The sequence below is a fragment of the Flavobacterium sp. HSC-32F16 genome (assembly GCF_024171645.1).
Lineage (GTDB): Bacteria > Bacteroidota > Bacteroidia > Flavobacteriales > Flavobacteriaceae > Flavobacterium.
Window position 1 is genome coordinate 182,018 of the sequence record NZ_JALKAC010000004.1, and the last position, 20,509, is coordinate 202,526.

General features: G+C 33.5%; 22 protein-coding genes. 5 read left to right on the plus strand and 17 right to left on the minus strand.

Annotated elements, in window-relative coordinates:
* The first annotated feature begins 2 nt into the window (after positions 1-2).
* Genes L1276_RS14135 through L1276_RS14150 form a run of 4 tightly spaced genes read left to right on the plus strand, consistent with a single transcriptional unit; the run spans position 3 to position 1,688 of the window.
* Positions 3-308, plus strand: coding sequence for a 2TM domain-containing protein (locus tag L1276_RS14135; RefSeq protein WP_253788827.1), 306 nt, complete (start codon positions 3-5; stop codon positions 306-308).
* 19 nt (positions 309-327) lie between these two features.
* Positions 328-696 (plus strand): 2TM domain-containing protein, encoded by a 369-nt coding sequence (locus L1276_RS14140; protein WP_253788829.1) that lies wholly within the window; start codon positions 328-330, stop codon positions 694-696.
* Between the two features lie 40 nt (positions 697-736).
* A complete protein-coding gene (locus tag L1276_RS14145; RefSeq protein ID WP_253788831.1) occupies positions 737-1,504 on the plus strand; it encodes a LytTR family DNA-binding domain-containing protein in 768 nt (255 codons plus the stop codon).
* A gap of 16 nt (positions 1,505-1,520) precedes the next feature.
* Positions 1,521-1,688, plus strand: a complete 168-nt coding sequence (locus L1276_RS14150) for a hypothetical protein (protein WP_253788833.1) — start codon at positions 1,521-1,523, stop codon at positions 1,686-1,688.
* Positions 1,689-1,769: 81 nt separating this feature from the next.
* Here the strand turns inward: L1276_RS14150 and L1276_RS14155 are convergent, their stop codons facing one another.
* Positions 1,770-2,795 carry a COX15/CtaA family protein gene (locus tag L1276_RS14155; protein WP_253788835.1) on the minus strand — a complete coding sequence of 342 codons (1,026 nt, stop codon included), beginning with the start codon at positions 2,793-2,795 and terminating at the stop codon, positions 1,770-1,772.
* Positions 2,796-2,807: 12 nt separating this feature from the next.
* Complete coding sequence (locus tag L1276_RS14160) at positions 2,808-4,241, minus strand: HD domain-containing protein (RefSeq protein WP_253788837.1); 1,434 nt, start codon at positions 4,239-4,241, stop codon at positions 2,808-2,810.
* A 546-nt stretch (positions 4,242-4,787) separates the two neighbouring features.
* Here L1276_RS14160 and yaaA point away from each other — a divergent pair.
* Positions 4,788-5,546 (plus strand): peroxide stress protein YaaA, encoded by a 759-nt coding sequence (gene yaaA, locus L1276_RS14165; RefSeq protein WP_253788839.1) that lies wholly within the window; start codon positions 4,788-4,790, stop codon positions 5,544-5,546.
* A 210-nt stretch (positions 5,547-5,756) separates the two neighbouring features.
* Here the strand turns inward: yaaA and L1276_RS14170 are convergent, their stop codons facing one another.
* The 15 genes from L1276_RS14170 to L1276_RS14240 all read right to left on the minus strand — a co-directional run bounded on the left by L1276_RS14170 (position 5,757) and on the right by L1276_RS14240 (position 20,405).
* Positions 5,757-7,346: an MDR family MFS transporter gene (locus L1276_RS14170; RefSeq protein ID WP_253788841.1), complete on the minus strand. Its 1,590-nt coding sequence runs from the start codon at positions 7,344-7,346 to the stop codon at positions 5,757-5,759.
* A gap of 4 nt (positions 7,347-7,350) precedes the next feature.
* Entirely contained in the window at positions 7,351-8,430 is a 1,080-nt protein-coding gene (locus tag L1276_RS14175; RefSeq protein WP_253788843.1) for an HlyD family secretion protein, read from the minus strand.
* Positions 8,431-8,442: 12 nt separating this feature from the next.
* Entirely contained in the window at positions 8,443-9,762 is a 1,320-nt protein-coding gene (locus L1276_RS14180) for a TolC family protein (protein ID WP_253788845.1), read from the minus strand.
* Positions 9,752-10,381 carry a TetR/AcrR family transcriptional regulator gene (locus L1276_RS14185; RefSeq protein ID WP_253788847.1) on the minus strand — a complete coding sequence of 210 codons (630 nt, stop codon included), beginning with the start codon at positions 10,379-10,381 and terminating at the stop codon, positions 9,752-9,754. Before L1276_RS14185 ends, L1276_RS14180 begins: the two co-directional genes overlap by 11 nt.
* Positions 10,382-10,501: 120 nt before the next feature.
* The gene (locus L1276_RS14190) at positions 10,502-12,130 is read right to left on the minus strand and encodes a M1 family metallopeptidase (protein ID WP_253788850.1); all 1,629 of its coding nucleotides are present in this window, start codon (positions 12,128-12,130) and stop codon (positions 10,502-10,504) included.
* 100 nt (positions 12,131-12,230) lie between these two features.
* Positions 12,231-12,992 (minus strand): tryptophan synthase subunit alpha, encoded by a 762-nt coding sequence (gene trpA, locus L1276_RS14195; RefSeq protein WP_253788852.1) that lies wholly within the window; start codon positions 12,990-12,992, stop codon positions 12,231-12,233.
* Between the two features lie 85 nt (positions 12,993-13,077).
* The gene (locus tag L1276_RS14200; RefSeq protein WP_253788854.1) at positions 13,078-14,265 is read right to left on the minus strand and encodes a hypothetical protein; all 1,188 of its coding nucleotides are present in this window, start codon (positions 14,263-14,265) and stop codon (positions 13,078-13,080) included.
* Between the two features lie 117 nt (positions 14,266-14,382).
* Entirely contained in the window at positions 14,383-14,700 is a 318-nt protein-coding gene (locus L1276_RS14205; protein ID WP_253788856.1) for a gamma-glutamylcyclotransferase family protein, read from the minus strand.
* A gap of 81 nt (positions 14,701-14,781) precedes the next feature.
* Positions 14,782-15,963: a tryptophan synthase subunit beta gene (trpB, locus tag L1276_RS14210; RefSeq protein ID WP_253788858.1), complete on the minus strand. Its 1,182-nt coding sequence runs from the start codon at positions 15,961-15,963 to the stop codon at positions 14,782-14,784.
* Between the two features lie 12 nt (positions 15,964-15,975).
* A complete protein-coding gene (locus tag L1276_RS14215; RefSeq protein WP_253788860.1) occupies positions 15,976-16,608 on the minus strand; it encodes a phosphoribosylanthranilate isomerase in 633 nt (210 codons plus the stop codon).
* A 253-nt stretch (positions 16,609-16,861) separates the two neighbouring features.
* On the minus strand, positions 16,862-17,647 hold the full coding sequence (gene trpC, locus L1276_RS14220; protein ID WP_253788862.1) for an indole-3-glycerol phosphate synthase TrpC: 786 nt from the start codon (positions 17,645-17,647) through the stop codon (positions 16,862-16,864).
* A 71-nt stretch (positions 17,648-17,718) separates the two neighbouring features.
* Positions 17,719-18,711, minus strand: coding sequence for an anthranilate phosphoribosyltransferase (gene trpD / locus L1276_RS14225; protein ID WP_253788864.1), 993 nt, complete (start codon positions 18,709-18,711; stop codon positions 17,719-17,721).
* Between the two features lie 121 nt (positions 18,712-18,832).
* Positions 18,833-19,237 carry a GNAT family N-acetyltransferase gene (locus L1276_RS14230; RefSeq protein ID WP_253788866.1) on the minus strand — a complete coding sequence of 135 codons (405 nt, stop codon included), beginning with the start codon at positions 19,235-19,237 and terminating at the stop codon, positions 18,833-18,835.
* A 69-nt stretch (positions 19,238-19,306) separates the two neighbouring features.
* Positions 19,307-19,873 carry an aminodeoxychorismate/anthranilate synthase component II gene (locus L1276_RS14235; RefSeq protein ID WP_253788868.1) on the minus strand — a complete coding sequence of 189 codons (567 nt, stop codon included), beginning with the start codon at positions 19,871-19,873 and terminating at the stop codon, positions 19,307-19,309.
* Between the two features lie 88 nt (positions 19,874-19,961).
* Entirely contained in the window at positions 19,962-20,405 is a 444-nt protein-coding gene (locus L1276_RS14240) for a hypothetical protein (RefSeq protein ID WP_253788870.1), read from the minus strand.
* Between the last annotated feature and the right edge of the window lie 104 nt (positions 20,406-20,509).

A 20,509-nucleotide genomic window follows, 5' to 3' on the forward strand; every position in this document is an offset into this window, starting at 1 on the left:
TCATGGAAATGAATTTTAATGAAGATGATAAATACTTTTTAGCAAAAAAGAAAGTAGAAAGGATTAAAGGATTTTACGGAAATCTTGTTGCTTATATTTTAGTAAATGCAATTTTGATTTTCATTAACCTATATACTTCACCCAAATATTTATGGTTTTTCTGGCCGTTAATGTGGTGGGGGATTGGAGTTGTGTTTCATGGATTGAAGGTTTTTGAAGTATTTCCGGTTTTAGGAAAAGACTGGGAAGAAAGAAAAATCAAAGAGTTTATGGAAAAAGAGAAAGAGAATAAAAATAAATGGAAATAATTTTAAAGAAATAAATATTATGGGACGTTTTAGAAGACGCATGTACGAAGAATATGCACACGAATTCAGCACAGACGAAAGTTATAATAATGCATACAGAAAAGTAAAAAGATTAAAAGGTTTTTACTCGCATTTAAGAATTTATCTTATTGTGAATCTGATAATTATTATTGCAAACTTAAATAAAGATATTTTTACACACGGCATTCATGCCAGTAGTTTGTCAGAATGGGAGACTTATTCTACAGCATTCTTTTGGGGAATTGGTTTAGCGGCTCACGCGATGTCTGTTTTTGGACGTGATATTTTTTTTAGTTCTGACTGGGAACAGAAAAAAATACAAAAATATATGGAGAAAGAAGCTGCAAATACAAATAAATGGGAGTAACTTTGAATTAGTATTTTTTCAAATTTTTGCATTATAGTAAATGATCACATTAATTATAGAAGACGAAAAACCAGCAGCAAGATTGTTGCAAAGAAAGCTTGAAAAGTTAGATGTTACTGTAGAAACCATGCTTCATTCGGTTGAAGAATCGGTTTATTGGTTCAGTAATAATCAACATCCGGATTTAATTTTTTTGGATATCCAATTGTCGGATGGTTTATCGTTTGAAATTTTTGAAAAAATAGACATTAAAAGCGCTATTATCTTTACGACTGCGTATGATGAATATGCATTAAAGGCTTTTAAGCTGAATAGCATAGATTATCTTTTAAAACCAATTGATGAAGATGATCTGGAAGCAGCGGTTTCTAAGTTTAAATCCCGACTTCCGAAAGCAACTTCTGGAACTTCAAGTGTACAGCTTGATTTTGAGCAGATCCGTCAAATGTTGTCAAACCCATTTGAGAAAACATATAAAAAAAGATTTACCGTTAAAATTGGCCAGCATTTAAAAGTAATTACAACAGAAGAAATTGAATGTTTTTTTAGTGAAAATAAAGGAACATACATTCATACCTACGATAATCGAAACTACTTAATCGATTCGACTTTAGAAATTCTGGAACAGGAATTAGACAAAAAGGATTTCTTTCGCGTAAGCAGAAAATTTATTGTCCCGCTTCAGGCTATTAAGGAAATTCAGGTTTATACCAATTCACGTTTAAAAGTAATTTTACCAACCTACAAAGAAGATGAGGTTGTTGTAAGCCGTGAAAAGGTTCAGGATTTTAAAACCTGGCTGGGGTAACATAGATGTGTTTTAAATGAATATCATTTCTGATGCATTGTCTGACGGATTGAAATCCGTCTCTACAATATGGATGGTTCCTTCGGAACTTTTTATGACGTATCATTACGCTTTCTACAGATTAAAATCCGCCGTTGTAATATTTATTATTCCTCCTAAAATTTCAAAATCATCCGAAAAATAGCCAACGGCTCGATTCATATTGTAAGGCCGGATTTTAATCCGGCTTAACCAAACGTATTTTTTTTATTTTATTTCAAAACATTTATTTGCTCAATCTATGTAACGTATACGTCATGGCGCTCAAAAGGAAAAATGCCATAATTTGGTGAATCAATCCTAAAGCTAATGGAACACTGTATAATAAAGTAAAAACACCAAGTAAGAATTGTATAAATACAAAAACGACTAATATATTGATTCCGTTTGACTGTGTATTAGTAAGTGTGTATTTCTTGCTTTTAAAGAAAAGAAAAAGAATAACTGCGACAACTATATAAGCAAAAGTTCTGTGTACGAACTGAACACCGCTTTTACCTTCGATTAAATTTTTTACCAAACTAGACTGTTCAATAAAAACCGATTCGTGAATAAATTCTCCATCGCTCATTAAAGGCCAGTGATTGTGAATTAATCCGGCATTTAATCCTGCAACAAATCCGCCATAAATAATTTGAATTAATAAAGCGGCTAAAGCATATCGTGCAATTGTGCGAAGCGGTAATATTTTATTTATATTTCTTTCAGGATAAATTAAATCCAGTGCAACCCAAAGTGTATAAGCAAAAGTTATAAAAGCAAAAGTTAAGTGCAATGAAAGTCTAAAATGACTTACATCCGGATTGTCAATTAAACCGCTTCTAACCATAAACCAGCCCAAAAATCCTTGAAAACCACCCATTGCCAAAAGAACGATACATTTTTTAATAGTTGGAGTATCTAATTTCTTTTTTGCCAGGAAGTAAACAAATGGCACAAAGAAAACCAATCCGATTATACGACCGATGAAACGGTGAAACCATTCCCAGAAATAAATGAATTTATAATCTGCTAATTGAAAATCGTTGTGAATGTTGATTTTTTGATACTCAGGGAATTTTTTATATTCATCAAAAGCGGCCTGCCATTTTGCCTCAGTTAAAGGCGGGAAGGTGTCGGTAACCAAATGCCAGTCGGTCATTGATAAACCTGAATTGGTTAAACGTGTGATACCACCCACGACAACCATTAAAAACAATAAAACACATCCTGATAGTAACCAAATGATTACTGATTTATTCTCTTTTTTCATTTTATTAAATACTTATTTCTCTACTTTTTTTAAACCCATTTTTTCCGCTCTTTTGATTATAAAATCATAAGCGGCCTGATATTCATTTGGAATATCGCCTTCTAAAATGGCTTCCTTTACAGCTTCTTTTAAAACTCCAATTTCACGAGAAGGTTTTAAATCAAATATTTCCATGATTTCTTCACCTGAGATTGGGGGCTGGAAATTACGAACATGATCGCGTTCTTCAACTTCAACAATTTTCTTGCGGACGATCTCAAAATTCTTATGATATTTCTTGAATTTCGATGGGTTTTTGGTTGTAATATCAGCTTCGCATAATGTCATTAAATCCTCAACATCTTCGCCAGCATCAAAAACCAAACGACGAACTGCGCTGTCGGTTACAATATCCTGCGCCAAAACAATAGGGCGAGAACTCATAATTACCATTTTTTGCACAAACTTCATTTTGTGATTTAATGGCATGTGCAAACGTTCGAATATCTTTTTAGCCATTTTTCCGCCCAAAAACTCATGTCCGTGAAAAGTCCAGCCTTGTTTCTTGTTGAAACGTTTTGTTGGGGCTTTTCCAATATCGTGAAGTAAAGCTGACCATCGTAACCACACATCATCTGTATTTGGGCAAATGTTATCTACAACTTCCAGTGTATGGTAAAAGTTGTTTTTATGCGTGTGACCTTCGATTTCTTCTACCTGATTCAACGCAGTTAATTCGGGTAAGATTAAATCTAAAAGTCCGGTTTTGTATAAAAGTAAAAAGCCGGTTGAAGGTTTTGGTGTAGAAAGAATTTTGTTTAATTCGTCTACAATTCTTTCTCCGGAAATAATTTTGATACGATCTGCATTTTTTGTGATAGCATTCAAAGAGTTTTCTTCAATTTCAAAATTCAGCTGCGTTGCAAAGCGAATGGCGCGAAGCATACGCAAAGGATCATCAGAATACGTTATATCCGGATCTAAAGGTGTTTTGATTGTTTTACTATCTAAATGTGTTAAACCATTAAAAGGATCCAAAAGATCTCCGAAGTTGTTTTCATTTAAAGATAATGCCAAAGCGTTGATTGTAAAATCACGTCGATTTTGGTCATCCTGAAGCGTTCCGTTTTCTACAACCGGATTTCGGCTGTCGAAATTATATGATTCTTTTCGGGCACCAACAAATTCAATATCGGTATCATCAAAACGTAACATTGCCGTTCCGTAAGTTTTAAAAACCTGAACTTTTGGTTTATTCGGAAGTAAATCGGAAACTTTAAGCGCTAATTCGATGCCGCTTCCAACTGCTACAACATCGATATCTTTTTTAGAACCTCGGTTTAAAAGTAAATCACGAACGAAACCTCCTATTACATAAGAGTCTACATTTAATTCCTGAGAAGCTTTCGAAATAATATCGAAGATTTTGTTTTGTAAAGCAGTTTTATAATTTGTTTGTATAGCCACGAATTCACTAATTTTTGAATATAGATGATTTCAATTTTCGAAGAAATGAAATGCATGCAAATTTACAACATAGAAAATCCCTATTATAATCTACAGCTCACTTTTTTGAACAATTTCACATTTTGGTGCGTTGATTTTTATGAATTGAGAAAGGGCTGCCACGAATTTCACAAATTTTCACGAATTATTTTTTTTTCTGCCACAGATTAAAAGGATTAAAAAGATTAAAAAAAATCTGTGGAAATCTTTTAATCTGTGGCAAAAATTTTCGCAATCTATTTGAAAGAATAATTCGTGAAAATTTGTGTAATTCGTGGCAGAAAAATATAGCCACAGATTAAAGGATTAAAAGAATTAAAAAAAAATCTGTGGAAATCTTTTTAATCTGTTGCAAAAATCTTCGCAATCTATGCGAAAGAATAATTCATGAAAATTAGTGGAATTCGTGGCAAAAAAAAACATTTATAACGGCATCAAACAAATCAATTACGATCTCTTATTTTTAAAAATTCAATTTGTATTTTTGAGTCATACAAAAAAGCACAGATGAAAATTGTTATATCGCCGGCGAAATCATTGAATTTCGAAAAAGAATTACCAACTGCAAAACATACTGAACCTGCATTTTTAAAAGAAGCGCGTCAGGTTCATAAAATATTAAAAGAGAAAAAACCTTCTGAGTTATCTGAATTAATGTCAATTTCAGATAAACTAGCCGACTTAAACTGGAAGCGCAATCAAGACTGGAAAACTCCGTTTACGGCAGAAAATGCACGTCCGGCAGTTTATACTTTTGATGGCGATGTTTACACGGGTTTAGATGCCTATTCAATTCCGTTAGAAAAATTAGATATTCTTCAGGATAAATTGAGAATTTTATCAGGACTTTATGGAGTGCTAAAACCACTTGACTTAATGCAGGCGTATCGTTTAGAAATGGGGACAAAATTACCGGTTGATGAATATAAAAATCTTCACGAATTCTGGAAACCTGTTGTAACTAAAGCTTTAAATAAAGAATTGAAAAAAGAGGAGTTATTCGTGAATTTGGCGAGTAATGAATATTTTTCGGCTGTTGATGTCAAAGCTTTAAAAGTTCCTGTAATTACTCCGGATTTTAAAGATTATAAAGACGGGAAATTAAAAATCATTAGTTTTTTTGCTAAAAAGGCGAGAGGTATGATGGTTCGTTATATTATAGATACTAATGCTGAGACTATTGATGATTTAAAGGGATTTGATTACGAAGGGTATAAGTTTGATGCGAATCTTTCTAAAGGAAATCATTTAGTTTTTACGAGATAGGTTTTTTGGAGGTTCTAAGGTTCTGAGGTGCAGAGGGACAAAAGTTTCTTTACTTTGAGATTATTTAAATACAAATGCGCAAAGGTTCGCAAAGTTAGAAAGCGTGAAACCTGAAACTTGAAACCTGAAACAAAAAAAACATAAAAACATAAAAAAGCCGAGTTACAGGAATAAACTCGGCTTTTTCGTATTATAAATAATTATTAAATATTAATGCATCGCATCTGCGGGATTAATTTTATTCTTTCCTTTTTTGATAAAAAGAATAATCGGAATACAGCATAAAAACATAATTCCTAAATACATAAAGATATCCATATAGGCCATTACGGTGCTTTGCTTCATTACAGACATTTCTATAGCCTGATAGGCTTTTTTCAATGCAACATCTGCGCTATATCCTTTTGCCATAAAAGCGTGCTGCATTCCTGCAATGCGCTGCTGAACATCGTATTTTGCTGGATCTAAATTGTTAATTAGATCTACTCTATGTGTCTGACTGAAACGGGTAATGAAAGTGGTAATAATCGCAATACCAAAAGATCCGCCTAATTGACGCATCATTCCTGTAAACGCAGCTCCTTCACCAATTTGTTTACCTTTTAAAGTAGAAAGCGAAAGTGTTGTAATAGGAACGAAAAGCAACCCTAACCCAATTCCTCTTAAGATTAATGGCCAGTACATATGCTCAACACCAGTATCTGGAGTCATACGGCTGTACATCATAAAGGTAAAGAAGAAGAATACTAAAAATCCAACTCCAACCATATAACCTTGAGGTACACCTTTCTGAATCATATTTCCAACAAATGGCATCATGATCGCCGTTGTAATAGATCCCGGAATTAATAACAATCCCGCATCTGTTGCTGTCCATCCTAAAATCGACTGCGTATAAATTGGAATGATTAAAGTCGAACCATATAATCCGAAACCAAGAATGAAACACATTACAGTTCCAATTCTTAAATTTCCATCTTTTAAAACACTTAAGTTTACAATTGGGTGTTTGTAAGTCAGCTCTCTCCAAATAAAAAGAACCAACCCTAAAACAGTCACAACACTTAAAGTTACAATAAGAGAATCGTTAAACCAGTCATCCTGCTGTCCATGTTCAAGAACGAATTGCAAAGAACCAATAAAGGCACTCAACAAAATAATTCCCCACCAGTCAACCTGATTGGCTTTTAATTTTTCACCGTATTTTGGACTTCTAACAAAAGTTAAAGCCAAAATAGTCGCAATAATTCCTAGTGGAATATTGATATAGAAAATATAAGGCCAAGAGTAATTATCTACTAAATATCCTCCTAAAGGCGGACCAAGAGTTGGGCCAACAATTACACCCATTCCGTAAATAGCCTGTGCCATACCACGTTTTGCAACGGGATAACTTTCTGTAATGATCGTTTGGGCTGTTACAAGCAGCGCTCCGCCACCCATACCTTGTACGAATCGAAAGGCTACAAGTTCCCAAATATTACTGGCATTACCACACAAAAAGGAACAAACCGTAAATATAATGATAGAAGCCACAAAATAATTACGTCTTCCAAATTGCTGTGATAACCAGCTTGTCATCGGAATTACAATAACATTCGCAATTGCGTATGCTGTAATAACCCACGCCACATCAGTCAAGGTAGCACCAAGACTTCCGCGCATGTCTGTTAGAGCTACGTTTACAATCGTCGTATCTACAATTTCCAGCAATGCACAAAGTACTGCTGTAATGGTAATAATTACGCGTCGGTAACCGTATTCTACTAAATCGTCGTCTGCTTGTACTGCTGCTGCCATTTATTTATTTTAAATGTACGTCTACATCAACATTCATTCCTGGTCTTAAAAGTTTTACTTTTTCAGGATCGTTTGATTCATCTAAACTAATTTTTACTGGTAATCTCTGAATTGTTTTTACGAAGTTTCCTGTAGCATTATCAGGAGGTAACAATGAAAAACGTGATCCTGTTGCAGGAGAAAATGAAGTTACAATTCCTTTAAATTCATAATTAGGATATGCATCTACTTTTAAGCTTACTTTTTGTCCCACAACCATTTTGTTTAATTGTGTTTCTTTAAAGTTAGCCACAACCCAAGCTTCATTGTTGTTGATAATGTAGAATAAAGATTGTCCCGGCTGTACTAATTGTCCCGGCTGAATATCAACTTTAGAAACCTGACCGTCGATAGCTGCTGTAACTACTGTATAGCTTAAGTTTAAATGAGCAACATCCAGCATTGTTTTTGCTTTTTTGATGTTTGCTGCCGCAACTTCTGTTTGTTTGTCAGAAACTTTAGATTTTGACTGAATAACTGATTTTTGGTATGAAGTTGCTTTTTGTTGTTGTTCTAAAACACGTACCTGGTTTTCAGCCTCTTCTTTTGCTGTTAAAGCCTGCTCATATTGTTGTTTTGTAATCGTATGAGTTTTGTACAAATTATTGTAACGGTTATAATCGTTTGTAAGCTGTCTCAATCTAATTCTTGCACTTTCGATAGAACCGGTTGCAGATCTCATTTGTGCATCAGAAACTGAAATACTTGCATATGCACTTCCAATATCTGCTTTTGCAGCCTCAAACTGACCTTCAGCTCCTAATAAAGCAGCATTTGCTTCATCGATTTTTAACTGATAATCTCTTTTATCTATAGTAAATAAAGTATCTCCTTTTTTTACATAATCATTATCTTTCACATAAACTTTGCTGATATATCCTGATACTCTAGGAATAATCGGATTCATTTTTTTCTCGATTTGAGCATCATCCGTTTCTTCGTGAGCTAATGAGTGCATGTATTTTGATATTCCGTAAGTTCCGCCCACTAAAACCAAAACGGTTAGTATGATGATGAATTTTTTATTTGTCTTTTTCTTTTCCATGAGAGCTATCGATTATATTTTAGAAAGATTGAATGATTGTGATAATTGTCCTGATACTGAAAGTAATTCGTAATATTTTTGAATAATAGTAGCTTTAGATACAGCTGTATTGATTTTAGCGCTTAGTTGTTCAACATCAGCTTCAACCAAATCATTGGTATCTGCCAGACCATTGTCGAATTTGTCTTTTACAAGTCTGTAGTTTTCCGCAGCCTGTTGAAGAGCTTCGTCATAAACCACACTTTGATTGATCGCCAAGTCGTAATCTTCAATAGATTTTTGAACTTCAACTTTTATACGATCCGTCATGATGGCTTCTGTATTTTTTACTTCAAGCGCTTTGCTTTCTGCTTCTTTTACGTGCGAACTATTTTTTAGGATTCCAGATAAATCATAAGATAAACCCAGACCAAAATTCATAGCATATTTTACTGTAATGATATCTTTAAGATCTAAGGCAGTATAACCTCCAAGCAATGAAATTGTTGGATAATATCCCGCTTTTGCTATCTTAACATTCGCTTCAGAAGCTTTTTGCTGTAAACGAATAGCTTCTAAATCTTTTCTGCTTTCAAGTGCCAAAGCATCAGATGTTGGTGCGTTGGTTGTTTTTAAGTTGAAGAAATCATCTTCATTAACCTGAATCTTTACAGAAGGTTCTAATTTAAGTAATGTCGTTAGATAAAAGTTAATGTTATTGATATTATTATTAGCTTCATCAATAGATAATTGTGTTTTTGATACCAACAATTGCGCTTTCAATAAATCATTTCTAGGAATAATTCCATTTTTCTCTAATTCTATAAAATCAGTAACACGTTGTTTAGCGCTTTTTTGATTTTCATTTAAAGCATCTAAAGTTTTTTGAGCTTTGTATAGCGCAGTATAGTACGTAACTACTCTTAAAGCAACATCTTCTTTCGTTTTAACGGCGTTAACGCTTTCAGCTTCGTATAAGCTTTCGTATGCATCAATACTATTCTGGATTTTAAATCCTGCAAAAAGCGGTAAGCTTAAATTTGCCATTCCAAGCATTGCACGATCAGGAGAAGCCAAAGAGGCGCTTTCGCCCTGACCCGGCATATCGATCGAAGCTTTTGTCAAACGTTGATATTGACCAGAAATTTTTAGATCTGGATATTGGTTATTCTTAACCGTTTGTAATTCATATTTCTTTGAGTTTACCTTAGTGTTGGCAAGCGTAACTTCGTTACTCTTTTCCCACGCCATTTTTACGGCTTCATCTAAAGTTAAACTTGTTTTTTCTTGTGCTTCTATTGAAGATATTCCGATAAAGAAAACTCCAAAGAGCATTAATTGACTAATTTTCATAAACAAGTAGCGCTTTTATAGTTTGTTGAATGTGCTTTGTGAGACTGGTTTTAATGTAATTGTTATACATTTCTTCTGTATTTAAATTCAGTAATTCTACGAAGAAAGATTTATTCATATGAAAATGAAAAAAGGTTCCAATTATCGTTGGGGTAAGAAGCGGAATTATAACATCTTTTCTAAAAACACCTTGAGCCTGGCCCTGCGCAATAATGCTTTCTACAGATTTTAGATTTCCTTTTTTTAATTCAGTAAAGGCAATCATGCTTTTTTCTCTCTTCTTTGAGTTTATTTCAAAATGTAAAACTCTAAAAATCCCTTTGTTACAGCTGATTCTGTTAATGTATATTTCGATTAATTTATTGACTTTTTCAATCGGTTCCAGATTTTCGTTCAATAAATTTTCGAGCTGTAACTTTAAATCAGATGTTTTGTAGATAATCAATGATTCTAATAATCTTTCTTTAGAACCAAAATAATACGAAACCATTGCAATATTAATTTTTGCATGTTTTGAGATATCTCGTATTGAAGTCCCTTCGAATCCTTTTTCAGAGAATAGCTTTTCGGCAACCTCAAGAATCTGAATTTTTTTATCGTTTAATTCGACCTGTGACATAGTATTGTTTCTAATCGAATGCAAAATTAAACACTTGTTTAATTTAAACACTTGTTTAATTTTATTTTAACACAATATTAACATAAAACGGTGTAGTTGTTTTAAACAGATTTTTTACGATTATTCGACTTTTTTAAGCGTAATATAAAAGTTAATATCAATTTTTAATTCTGATGTAACATCTTCATTTGCAACTTTTAAAGTTTTCCATGAAGTTGCAGGGTACAGCTGTATATCTTTTGACCAATTGGTTTTAACAGGCATAACAAAGTTTTCATTACAGTTTGAATAACGATAATTAAACTCGCCATTTTTATACTGATATTCTAAAACCGGAACTTTATTCGTTCTTAAATACTGATCAAATAAATAGTCAAAATTAATTCCTGATTTTTTGCTTATATAGGTTTCGATTTCATTTGTTGTAACCGTCTTATTATGAAAATCGTGATTTAAACCACGCAATATTTTTCGGAATACAGCATCGTCATTTATAACTGCACCAATCATATGCATAATTGCCCATCCTTTTACATAATTATCGTTGCTGCCGTCTTCATTTATTCCGTATCTTCCAATAACAGGTTTGTCATTTTCAATTGTTCTAAATCTTCCGGCCATAAACTCATTTCCGGCTTTTATTCCGCATAAATCAGCAATAACCAGTTCTTCGCCCAAGCCGGCAAAACCTTCCTGAATCCATCTGTCTGCAATATCTATTGCAGTAATGTTATTTCCAAACCACTCGTGCGAAATTTCATGAACGATTATTTTATCTGTTTTTTTGCCCCAGCCTGTATTCGAAATATCACCGCCTTTTTTGTTCGTTCCTTTTTTATATGAACTGCCATAAGCAATCGCACTCTGATGCTCCATGCCAATATATGGTGCGTCTACAATTTTAAATCCATCTTCATAAAAAGGATACGGACCAAACCAGTGTTCTAATGATTTCATTGTAGTATTAACTTCCGGAATCATATGCGATTGGGCTTTTTCCTTATTGTAATCTAATATCCAATAATTCATATCCAGCGGGCCTTTTTCTCCATTATAAGTCTGGCTGATGTTGACATAATTTCCAACATAAAATGAAATTCCATAATGACTTATCGGGTTTTTTACTTCCCATTTATATGTTGTGGTAGAATCTGGATTTTTGATTTTACTTTTTAAACGGCCATTGCCAATCGCAATTAAAGTATCAGGAACCGAAATACTGATGCTGGCTCCTTTATCTGGTTCGTCATACATTGTGTTTTTGCAGGGAAACCATAAACTGGCCCCTTTATACTGGCAGGCCACAGAAATCCACGGACGATTTAGAGAATCTTTTTTCCAAACCAAGCCTCCATCCCAAGGTGGTTTTATAGATTCTGTAGGTTTACCGGAGTAATAAATAAGTATTTTGTTGTTTTTAGAAGATTGCTTTTTTGGTAATTTTAAATACCAGATATTTTGATGCTGAGTATAATCGATTTTTTTTCCTTTTTGAAAAACACTATCAATTTTAAGAGGACTTGCTAAATCAATCTGCATTAAATCAGAATGTTTCGATTGGATTACGTTGTATTCAATTTCATTTTTTCCGGAAATGCTTTTATTTACATAATCAGGTTTTATGCTTAAATCATAGTGCTGAATATCCCACCAGATTCTTTCGGGTGTAATCGAACCATTTAAAGTGTCTTGTTTTGTAGGCGTTCTTAAAGTTTCTTTTTGCTGTGCCTGCAGCGAGCAAAACAGCAAATTTAAAAGGAATAGAAAAGCTGTTTTTTTTATTAATTATAAAAGATATCTGCATACACGGATTTTTTAAAATTATAAAATCCGTGTAAATTACATTAAATTATCGAATCTCTCCAACAAATCCCTCAATTTTCCCACTTCCGTTTTCACTCAAATGTTTGATAAAAGCACTTCCAATAATAGCGCCTTTTGCATATTTTGTTGCCTGATTAAAAGTCTCTTTATTTGAAATTCCGAAACCAACAATCTGAGGATTTTTCAAATTCAAATTTGATATTCTCTCAAAATAACTTTCCTGAACATTCCCAAAACCAGATTGAGAACCCGTAACACTTGCAGAACTTACCATATAAATAAAGCCGTTTGAAACGCTGTCAATAAAACGAATACGCTCGTCTGAAGTTTGAGGTGTAATCAGGAAAACATTTATTAAACCGTATTTTTCGAAAATAGCTTTGTATTCATCAGCATAAACATCTACCGGAAGATCTGGAATAATTAATCCGTCGATTCCAATTTCGGCACATTTTTTACAAAAAGCTTCAACTCCGTATTGTAACATCGGGTTAAAATAGCCCATAATAATCAAGGGAATTTTTACGCTTTCGCGGATGTTTTGCAGCTGATCGAAAAGAATCTGCGTTGTCATTCCGTTATGAAGCGCCTGTGTAGAACTCGCCTGAATCGTTGGCCCATCCGCCAAAGGATCACTGAATGGAAGCCCGATTTCGATTAAATCAACACCGTTTTTTTCTAAATCCTGAATAATCTGCACAGTATCGTTTAAGTTTGGATATCCTGCAGAAAAATAGATCGAAAGTATCTTTTTGTCTTCTTGTAATTTTTGAGTTATTCTGTTCATTTTGAATGTGTTTTTCCTCCTGCAAGGTTTTGAAAACCTTGTAGGTATTTTATATAATGATTTTATAATGTTCTTATACTTAGAATTACATCAAAGTATTATTTTTATCTGTTAAAAAGTCTTTTATTTTATTGCTGTTTTTCATTCGGTAAAATCCATATTTTCCATCGATCGAAACTAACATAATATCTGTTTTTTCAAAAAAGACAAACTCAAATGTTTGTTGAGCCGGAAGGTCAGGCATGTTATGTCGGTCGATAAATTCAAAATTTTCCTTAAAAAAAGAAATGTATCCAAAATTTTTAGAACAATCAAGATTCGGAAGATTTTCTATTGGAACATGAATCAAATCGTTAAAAATTTTTGTTATTTTATATTTGTTTGAAACTGCAGAAGATATTCCTGCAACTTTTTTTTCTCCATTAAACAAACCATAGTAAAAATGACAAGTATCTGTGGAAGTGATAAATTTATCCAATTCCGCCTTAATGTTTGAAGAAGTATCGGATAGGTTTAATTTTTCTACTTTTAATTTATTTAATAAGCTGTTATTCCCTATTGTAATATATTCAGAAGAAACTTTATTTCCCGTTTCTTGCATAAGTAATTTGTTAATTTGTACTCCAAAAACTAGCGGTAAAACATAAAAACTGTACTTGTACTCATTATGACTTAATGAGTTTTCAGTAGTAGTTAAGCTACTGAATTCTGTTCTTGTTATATTTGCAACTGTTATATTGTTGTCTTTTAGTAAATTATAGATGAAAATACGATTCGAATCGAAATCGGTTTTGATAGTGTTGCTTTTATAATCAGAAGTACAAAATAAATCATATGCCTTGTCCGCATCTATATTCTTAATAAACATTTTGTAAAATATTTCGTCATCTGTGTTTTCCTTAGACTTTTCTTCATTTAAAGTGTTTATCAAAGTTTTCCATTCAGGAAATGAGTGAAGAGCGTATAAATCGCAGTCTTTTTTTAAATGATCAACATCATAGTATCCATTAGCATGAGCTTTATTTAATAAATTTAATGCCATATTTGGCTGTCCTGATAATGATGCATAACAAGCGGCGTTATATAAATCGCCTGGGTTGTTTTCTTTTATTTTAAAAGCTAACAAATATTTACCAAGAGCCAGAGTGTATTTTTGCTGTTCGTATAAACTACTTCCTTCTTCTATTAAAATTTTATAGCCATTACTATTTTGACTATTTGAAAACTGAACTGTAAAAAAAAAGGTAATGATATATAAAATTTGATATTTCATCTTTTATTTTTTATTCTAACGGCCTCAAGACTTCGGGATAAAACCGGTTAGAAATTTTTGTTTAATTTTTTATAAACCCACAAGGTTTTGAAAACCTTGTAGGAATTTTTATCAGTATCAATTTTCCATATAAACCCAGGCTGTTATTCCTGATTTTAATGTAACCTGAACTCTTTTGTAAGCGTTAGATTCAAATAAATCTACTTTTGCTAAATCTGCATTAGAAACATTGAAAACAACTCCATGTATAATTTCCGAAGGATTTTCACTAGCTACTGCAACAACATAATCTGCCATTCCAAATTCTTCTTCAATTTGAAGGCTTTTTAGTTTGTAACCAAGAAGTTGGTCTGCAGTTCCTGTTAAAACCTTATTGAAAACCTGCATTTGAATTTGTTTAGATCGTAATGTTCCGTATGAGAATAACTGTTCCATAATTATTATTTTTCTCGTTATTTGTTCCTTTAAGAATGTTTTAATCTGCCGTGGCAGAAAACGCACAAATTACGATTTTTATTACAATTTAAAATAGTCAATGTAATTATCTAAATCTTTATCGCCGCGACCCGAAAGACTAATAACGACAACATCTGAAGGCTTAAATTTCTTTTGATCCAGAACTGCAAATGCGTGTGCACTTTCGATTGCCGGGATAATTCCTTCTAATTTTGTTAATTGCAAACCTGCATTCATGGCATCATCATCAGTAACCGAGAAAAATTCACCGCGTCCTGTTTGTGCCAAATGTGCGTGTAAAGGTCCAACTCCAGGATAATCTAAACCTGCTGAGATTGAATAAGGTTCTGTAATCTGTCCGTCAGGAGTTTGCATTAAAAGGGTTTTGCAGCCGTGAATAACGCCTACTTTTCCTAGTTTACTTGTTGCAGCACTATGACCGCTGTCGACACCTTTTCCTGCAGCTTCTACCGCAATAATGCCAACTTCAGGTTCGTGTAAAAAGTGATAATAAGTTCCTGCAGCATTACTTCCGCCGCCAATACAAGCGACCACATAATCAGGATTTTCGCGTCCTTCTTTTTCTTTTAACTGCCATTTTATTTCTTCGGAGATAATGCTTTGAAAACGAGTTACCATATCCGGATAAGGATGAGGTCCAATCGCCGATCCGATAATATAATGTGTATCTACAGGATTATTAATCCAGTCACGAATTGCCTCGTTTGTAGCATCTTTTAAAGTTCGTGAACCCGAAAGTGCCGGACGAACTTCTGCGCCTAACATCTTCATACGAGCTACGTTTGGTGCCTGACGCGCAATGTCGATTTCACCCATGTAAACGATACATTCTATGCCCATTAAAGCGCAGACCGTTGCTGTCGCAACACCATGCTGACCAGCACCCGTTTCGGCAATAATTCTTTTTTTGCCTAAACGTTTTGCTAACAAAATCTGTCCAATTGTATTGTTGACTTTGTGTGCTCCTGTATGATTTAAATCTTCTCTTTTTAGATAAACTTTGGTATTGTATTTTTCAGATAATCGCTTTGCAAAATACAACGGACTTGGACGTCCTACATAATCTTTTAGTAATTGGTTGAATTCCGCTTTAAAATCCGGTTCATCCATTATGCTTAAGTATTTCTGGCGTAGTTCTTCTACATTTGGATATAACATTTCCGGAATATAAGCTCCTCCAAATTCTCCGTAATAACCTTTTTCGTTGACGTTAAAACTCATTTTGTTTAAAGTTTAAAAGTTGGCAACATCAAATTTTCGTTTGAAATTGCTAAATAAATTTCTGTTTTTCAGCCCTGGTTCGATTTCAAATTTACTATTTACATCGACAGCATAAATAGGTAAATTGCTTTTTGAAATTTCTTCAATGGCTTTTAATTCGTTAATTCCGATTCCACCGCTTAAAAAGAAGGGTTTATCCGAATTGTATTTTTTTAATATTGTCCAGTCGAATGTTGTTCCGTTGCCGCCCGGTAATTTTCCTTTGGTATCAAATAGGAAATAATCGCAGAATGGTTCGAAAGGTTTTATCACTTCAAAATCGAAATTCTCATCGGTTGAAAATACTTTTATAATTTCGATTTTTGTTGATAATTGTTTTTTTAGTTCTGATAAAAATTCAACCGTTTCATTTCCGTGTAACTGAACGGCTTGTAAATTGTATTTTGTTACTTTTTCCAGAATTTCTTCCTGACTCTGATTTACAAAAACACCCACTTTTTTGATTGTTTTTATAAGTTCAGGAATGGTTCCGTTAAAATATCGCGCGGACTTTTCCCAGAAAATAAATCCCATATAATCGGGTAGGAGTGCGCCTACTTCGAGAATGTTTTCAGGATATTTCATGCCGCATATTTTGAGTTTCATTTTGTTGTGGTTTTTTAACGCAAAGGGCGCTAAGTTTTTTTCTTTTGTGTTGTGTTTAAAATGCGAAAAAGTTCGTAAAGCGTTGTGTTTAGTTTTGCCACGAAGGCACTAACACACAAAGTTTTTATTTTTTGCCACGAATTTGCTTCGCCTATTCGCTAACGCTCGAGTCACGAATTTTCACTAATTCAATTCGTGCTAATTTGTGTAATTGCTTCGCCTGTTCGCTATCGCTCGGGTCGTGGCGAACTATTTAAGCCTTTAGATTATTTATAAATTCTGTTGCAGCTTGTCCGGCGTTGTCAGTTTTCATGAAGTTTTCTCCAATTAAAAAGCCTTTGTATCCGTAAGGTTTTAATTCTTGGATTGCTTCAATTGATGAGATACCGCTTTCGGAAACTTTTACAAAATCATCCGGAATTTGCGATGCTAATTGTTTACTGAAATCTAAACTTACTTCGAATGTTTTTAGGTTTCTGTTGTTTACGCCAATCATGTCTAAAGTTGGCATAATCGATTTTTCCAGTTCTTCCTGATTGTGAACTTCCAGTAAAACTTCTAAACCTAAATTCTTTGCAAATTCAGATAATGATTTGATTTCTTCGCGAGTTAAAACTGCTGCGATTAAAAGAATCAAATCAGCTCCGTGTGCTTTTGCTTCTAGAATTTGGTATTCGTCGACAATAAATTCTTTTCGCAAAAGCGGAATATTTACGCTTGCTCTTGCTAAAAGTAAATCGTCTAAAGAACCGCCAAAATATTTTCCATCTGTTAAAACCGAAATTCCGCAAGCTCCCGCATTTTCATAACCTTTTACAACTTCTTCAACTGTAAAATTGTGATTAATAACTGATTTTGAAGGAGAACGACGTTTGTGTTCTGCAATAATTCCAGTTGAACTTACTTTTAGTTTCTGGCTTAATGAAATCGTTTCTTTTCCAAAAAACACAGAAGCTTCCAACTGAGAAACCGGAATGATTGATTTCTTGAGAACAACTTCTCGTTTTTTATCAAATATTATTTTATCTAAAATGTTCATTGTTTTTATTTTGCCACAAAGTCACAAAGACGCAAAGTTTAGTGCTAATTCGTGAAATTTGTGTTTGTTTTTTATTTACTTAATTCCTGTAATGTTTGTAATGCTTTCAATCCTTTTCCAGACAATAAACTTTCTTTTGCCTGTTCAAAACCTTCTTTTGGAGAACATTTTGTAACCGTTGCAATTGCCATTGCAGCATTGGCACAAACCACATTATTCTGCGCTTCTTTTCCTTTTCCAGAAATGATATTAGTGAAAATTTCTGCCGATTCTTTGATGGTTTTTCCGCCTTCAATTTCAGTTTGGGACAAAAGTCTAACACCAAAATCTTCTGGTTTCAACATTCCCTCCATGTGCGATGTTATCGTTTTGGTTGGGCCCGTTAAAGAGATTTCATCATATCCATCAAGCGAATGTAAAATCGTAAAATTGATATCGGTATTTTGATATAAATAAGCATACATTCTGGCCAATTCAAGGTTGAAAACTCCAACCAATTGATTTTGCGGGAATGATGGGTTCACCATTGGTCCTAACATATTAAAGAAGGTTTTTACCGCTAATTCTTTACGGATTGGTCCAACATTTTTCATTGCCGGGTGAAATAGGGGAGCGTGCAAAACACAAATTCCTGCTTTGTCGATACATTTTTCTAAAAACGAAGGATCGTTGCTGAATTTAATTCCCATTTTTTCCATTACGTTGCTCGATCCGGAAATAGAGGAAACGCCATAATTTCCGTGTTTGGCAACTTTAATTCCGGCTCCAGCCGAAACAAAAGAAGCTAAAGTTGAGATATTGAAAGTGTCTTTTCCGTCACCGCCTGTTCCGCATAAATCGATTGTATTATAAGCTGATAAATCAACGCGAACGCACAATTCCAATAAAGCTTCGCGAAAACCCGAAAGTTCATCAATTGTAATGCTTCGCATCATAAATACGGTCAAAAATGCCGAAATCTGGCTTGGATTGTATTGACCGGTAGAAATATTAATCAGTACATTTTTGGCTTCTTCTTTAGTAAGCACTTCGTGGTTGATTAATTTGTTTAATATAGTTTTCATTTTTTCTTTTAAGTTGCTAAGGTTCTAAGATGCTAAGTTTATGAGTTTTTTTACTTTGACTGTAAACTGCTGCTGAAATACTATCCCAAAATTTCGGGACTGAACACTGATTACTGCTTTTTTAATGTTCATTTCCTTGATAAATCCACATGGGTTCTGTGTTTCCGGCTCTTTCAAAACCATTCTTTTTATAAAAATCAACCGATTTTCCGTCGGCAGTAAGCATTTGCATATGAAAGTGATTGTATTTTTCCTGCATTTTATCCATAATCAATTTTCCAATTCCTTTTCCCTGATAATCAGGAAGTACTAATAAATGTGGATAATAAACGGTTAAAAATCCATCAGAAATGGCATTTCCGAGTCCAACTAACTTTTTTCCTTCCCAGGCAGTCACTAAAGTTTCTGAATTTAAAAGCCCATTATACAATTCATTTGGTTTGTTGGCTGAACTCCATTCATTTGCCTTGTATAAGATTAAAATATCTTCAATATTAATTTCTCTGGTTTCTGAAATTGTGATCATTTTTTTTTAGATTCTAAGTTGTTAAGGTTCTGAGATGCTAAGTTTTTTATTGTAACTGAATATTGTAAACTAACTCTTAATCCAATTCTCTAAAATCCTTTTTCCTTTTGGAGTAAGCACACTTTCTGGGTGAAACTGAACGCCTCTTACATCAAATTTTTTGTGTCGCAGTGACATAATCTGCCCGTTTTCATCGATTGAAGTTGCTTCTAATTCATCAGGTAAATTGCTGTCAACTACCCATGAATGGTATCTTCCCACTTCAAATTCACTTCCTAAACCTTCAAACAGAATTTCATCATTTACTACTGTTTTTACATTTGTGGCAACGCCGTGATACACTTTGTCAAGGTTTGAAAGTGTTCCGCCAAAAACTTCTCCAATAGCCTGTTGTCCTAAACAAACTCCAAGAATACTTTTTGTTGGTGCATATTTTTGAATAACGGCTTTTAACAAACCTGCTTCAGCGGGAATTCCTGGGCCTGGCGAAAGTAATATTTTATCGAAAGAAGCGATTTCGTCAATTTCGAATTCGTCGTTTCTATAAACTGTTACTTCGCAGTTTAAATCTTCCAGATAGTGTACTAAATTATAAGTGAAACTATCGTAATTGTCTATAACTAATATTTTTTTCATTTTTTTATTTTTGTTTCAGGTTTCAAGTTTAAGGTTTCACGTTCCAACAACTTGAAACTTGAAACAAAGAAAACTTGAAACTAAATTTTTATTTTTCTCGAACGTACTTCTCAGTAATAATTCTGTCGATTCCTAATTTTTCTACTTTTTCAACTCCTTTTTGAGTTAACGTGTCATTTTTGATTTTAACTGTAAACTCAAATTTTCCATTTTCCCATTGACGGTTATTGAAGTACTCCAGATTCTCGGTATAAATACTATCCTTTAAAGTGTATTTTCCGCCTCCGCCAAAGAATACTGCATTTGTTGAATCTTTACCATTATTTAAATCATGATTGAAAAAAGCAAAATGTGTATCATTTATAATTTTAATCATTTTCGTTTTTGAATTGAAAGTCGAAAAAGTTGAATCCTTTTCAGTCGTTTCTGCCGCTATCAAACGCCACGTTCCTTTAATTGGATTCTCTTTTTTTTCCGAATTACAAGAGGTTATAGTAATGATTAAAACTAGAATTAATAATACTTTTTTCATGGTTTTATGGTTTTATTCTTTGTTTGTTAATTGTTTTCAGGTTTTACCAATCTTTGTGTTCCAACGGTTGAAAACGTTGGCTATGTTTATATTGTATTCCTTTT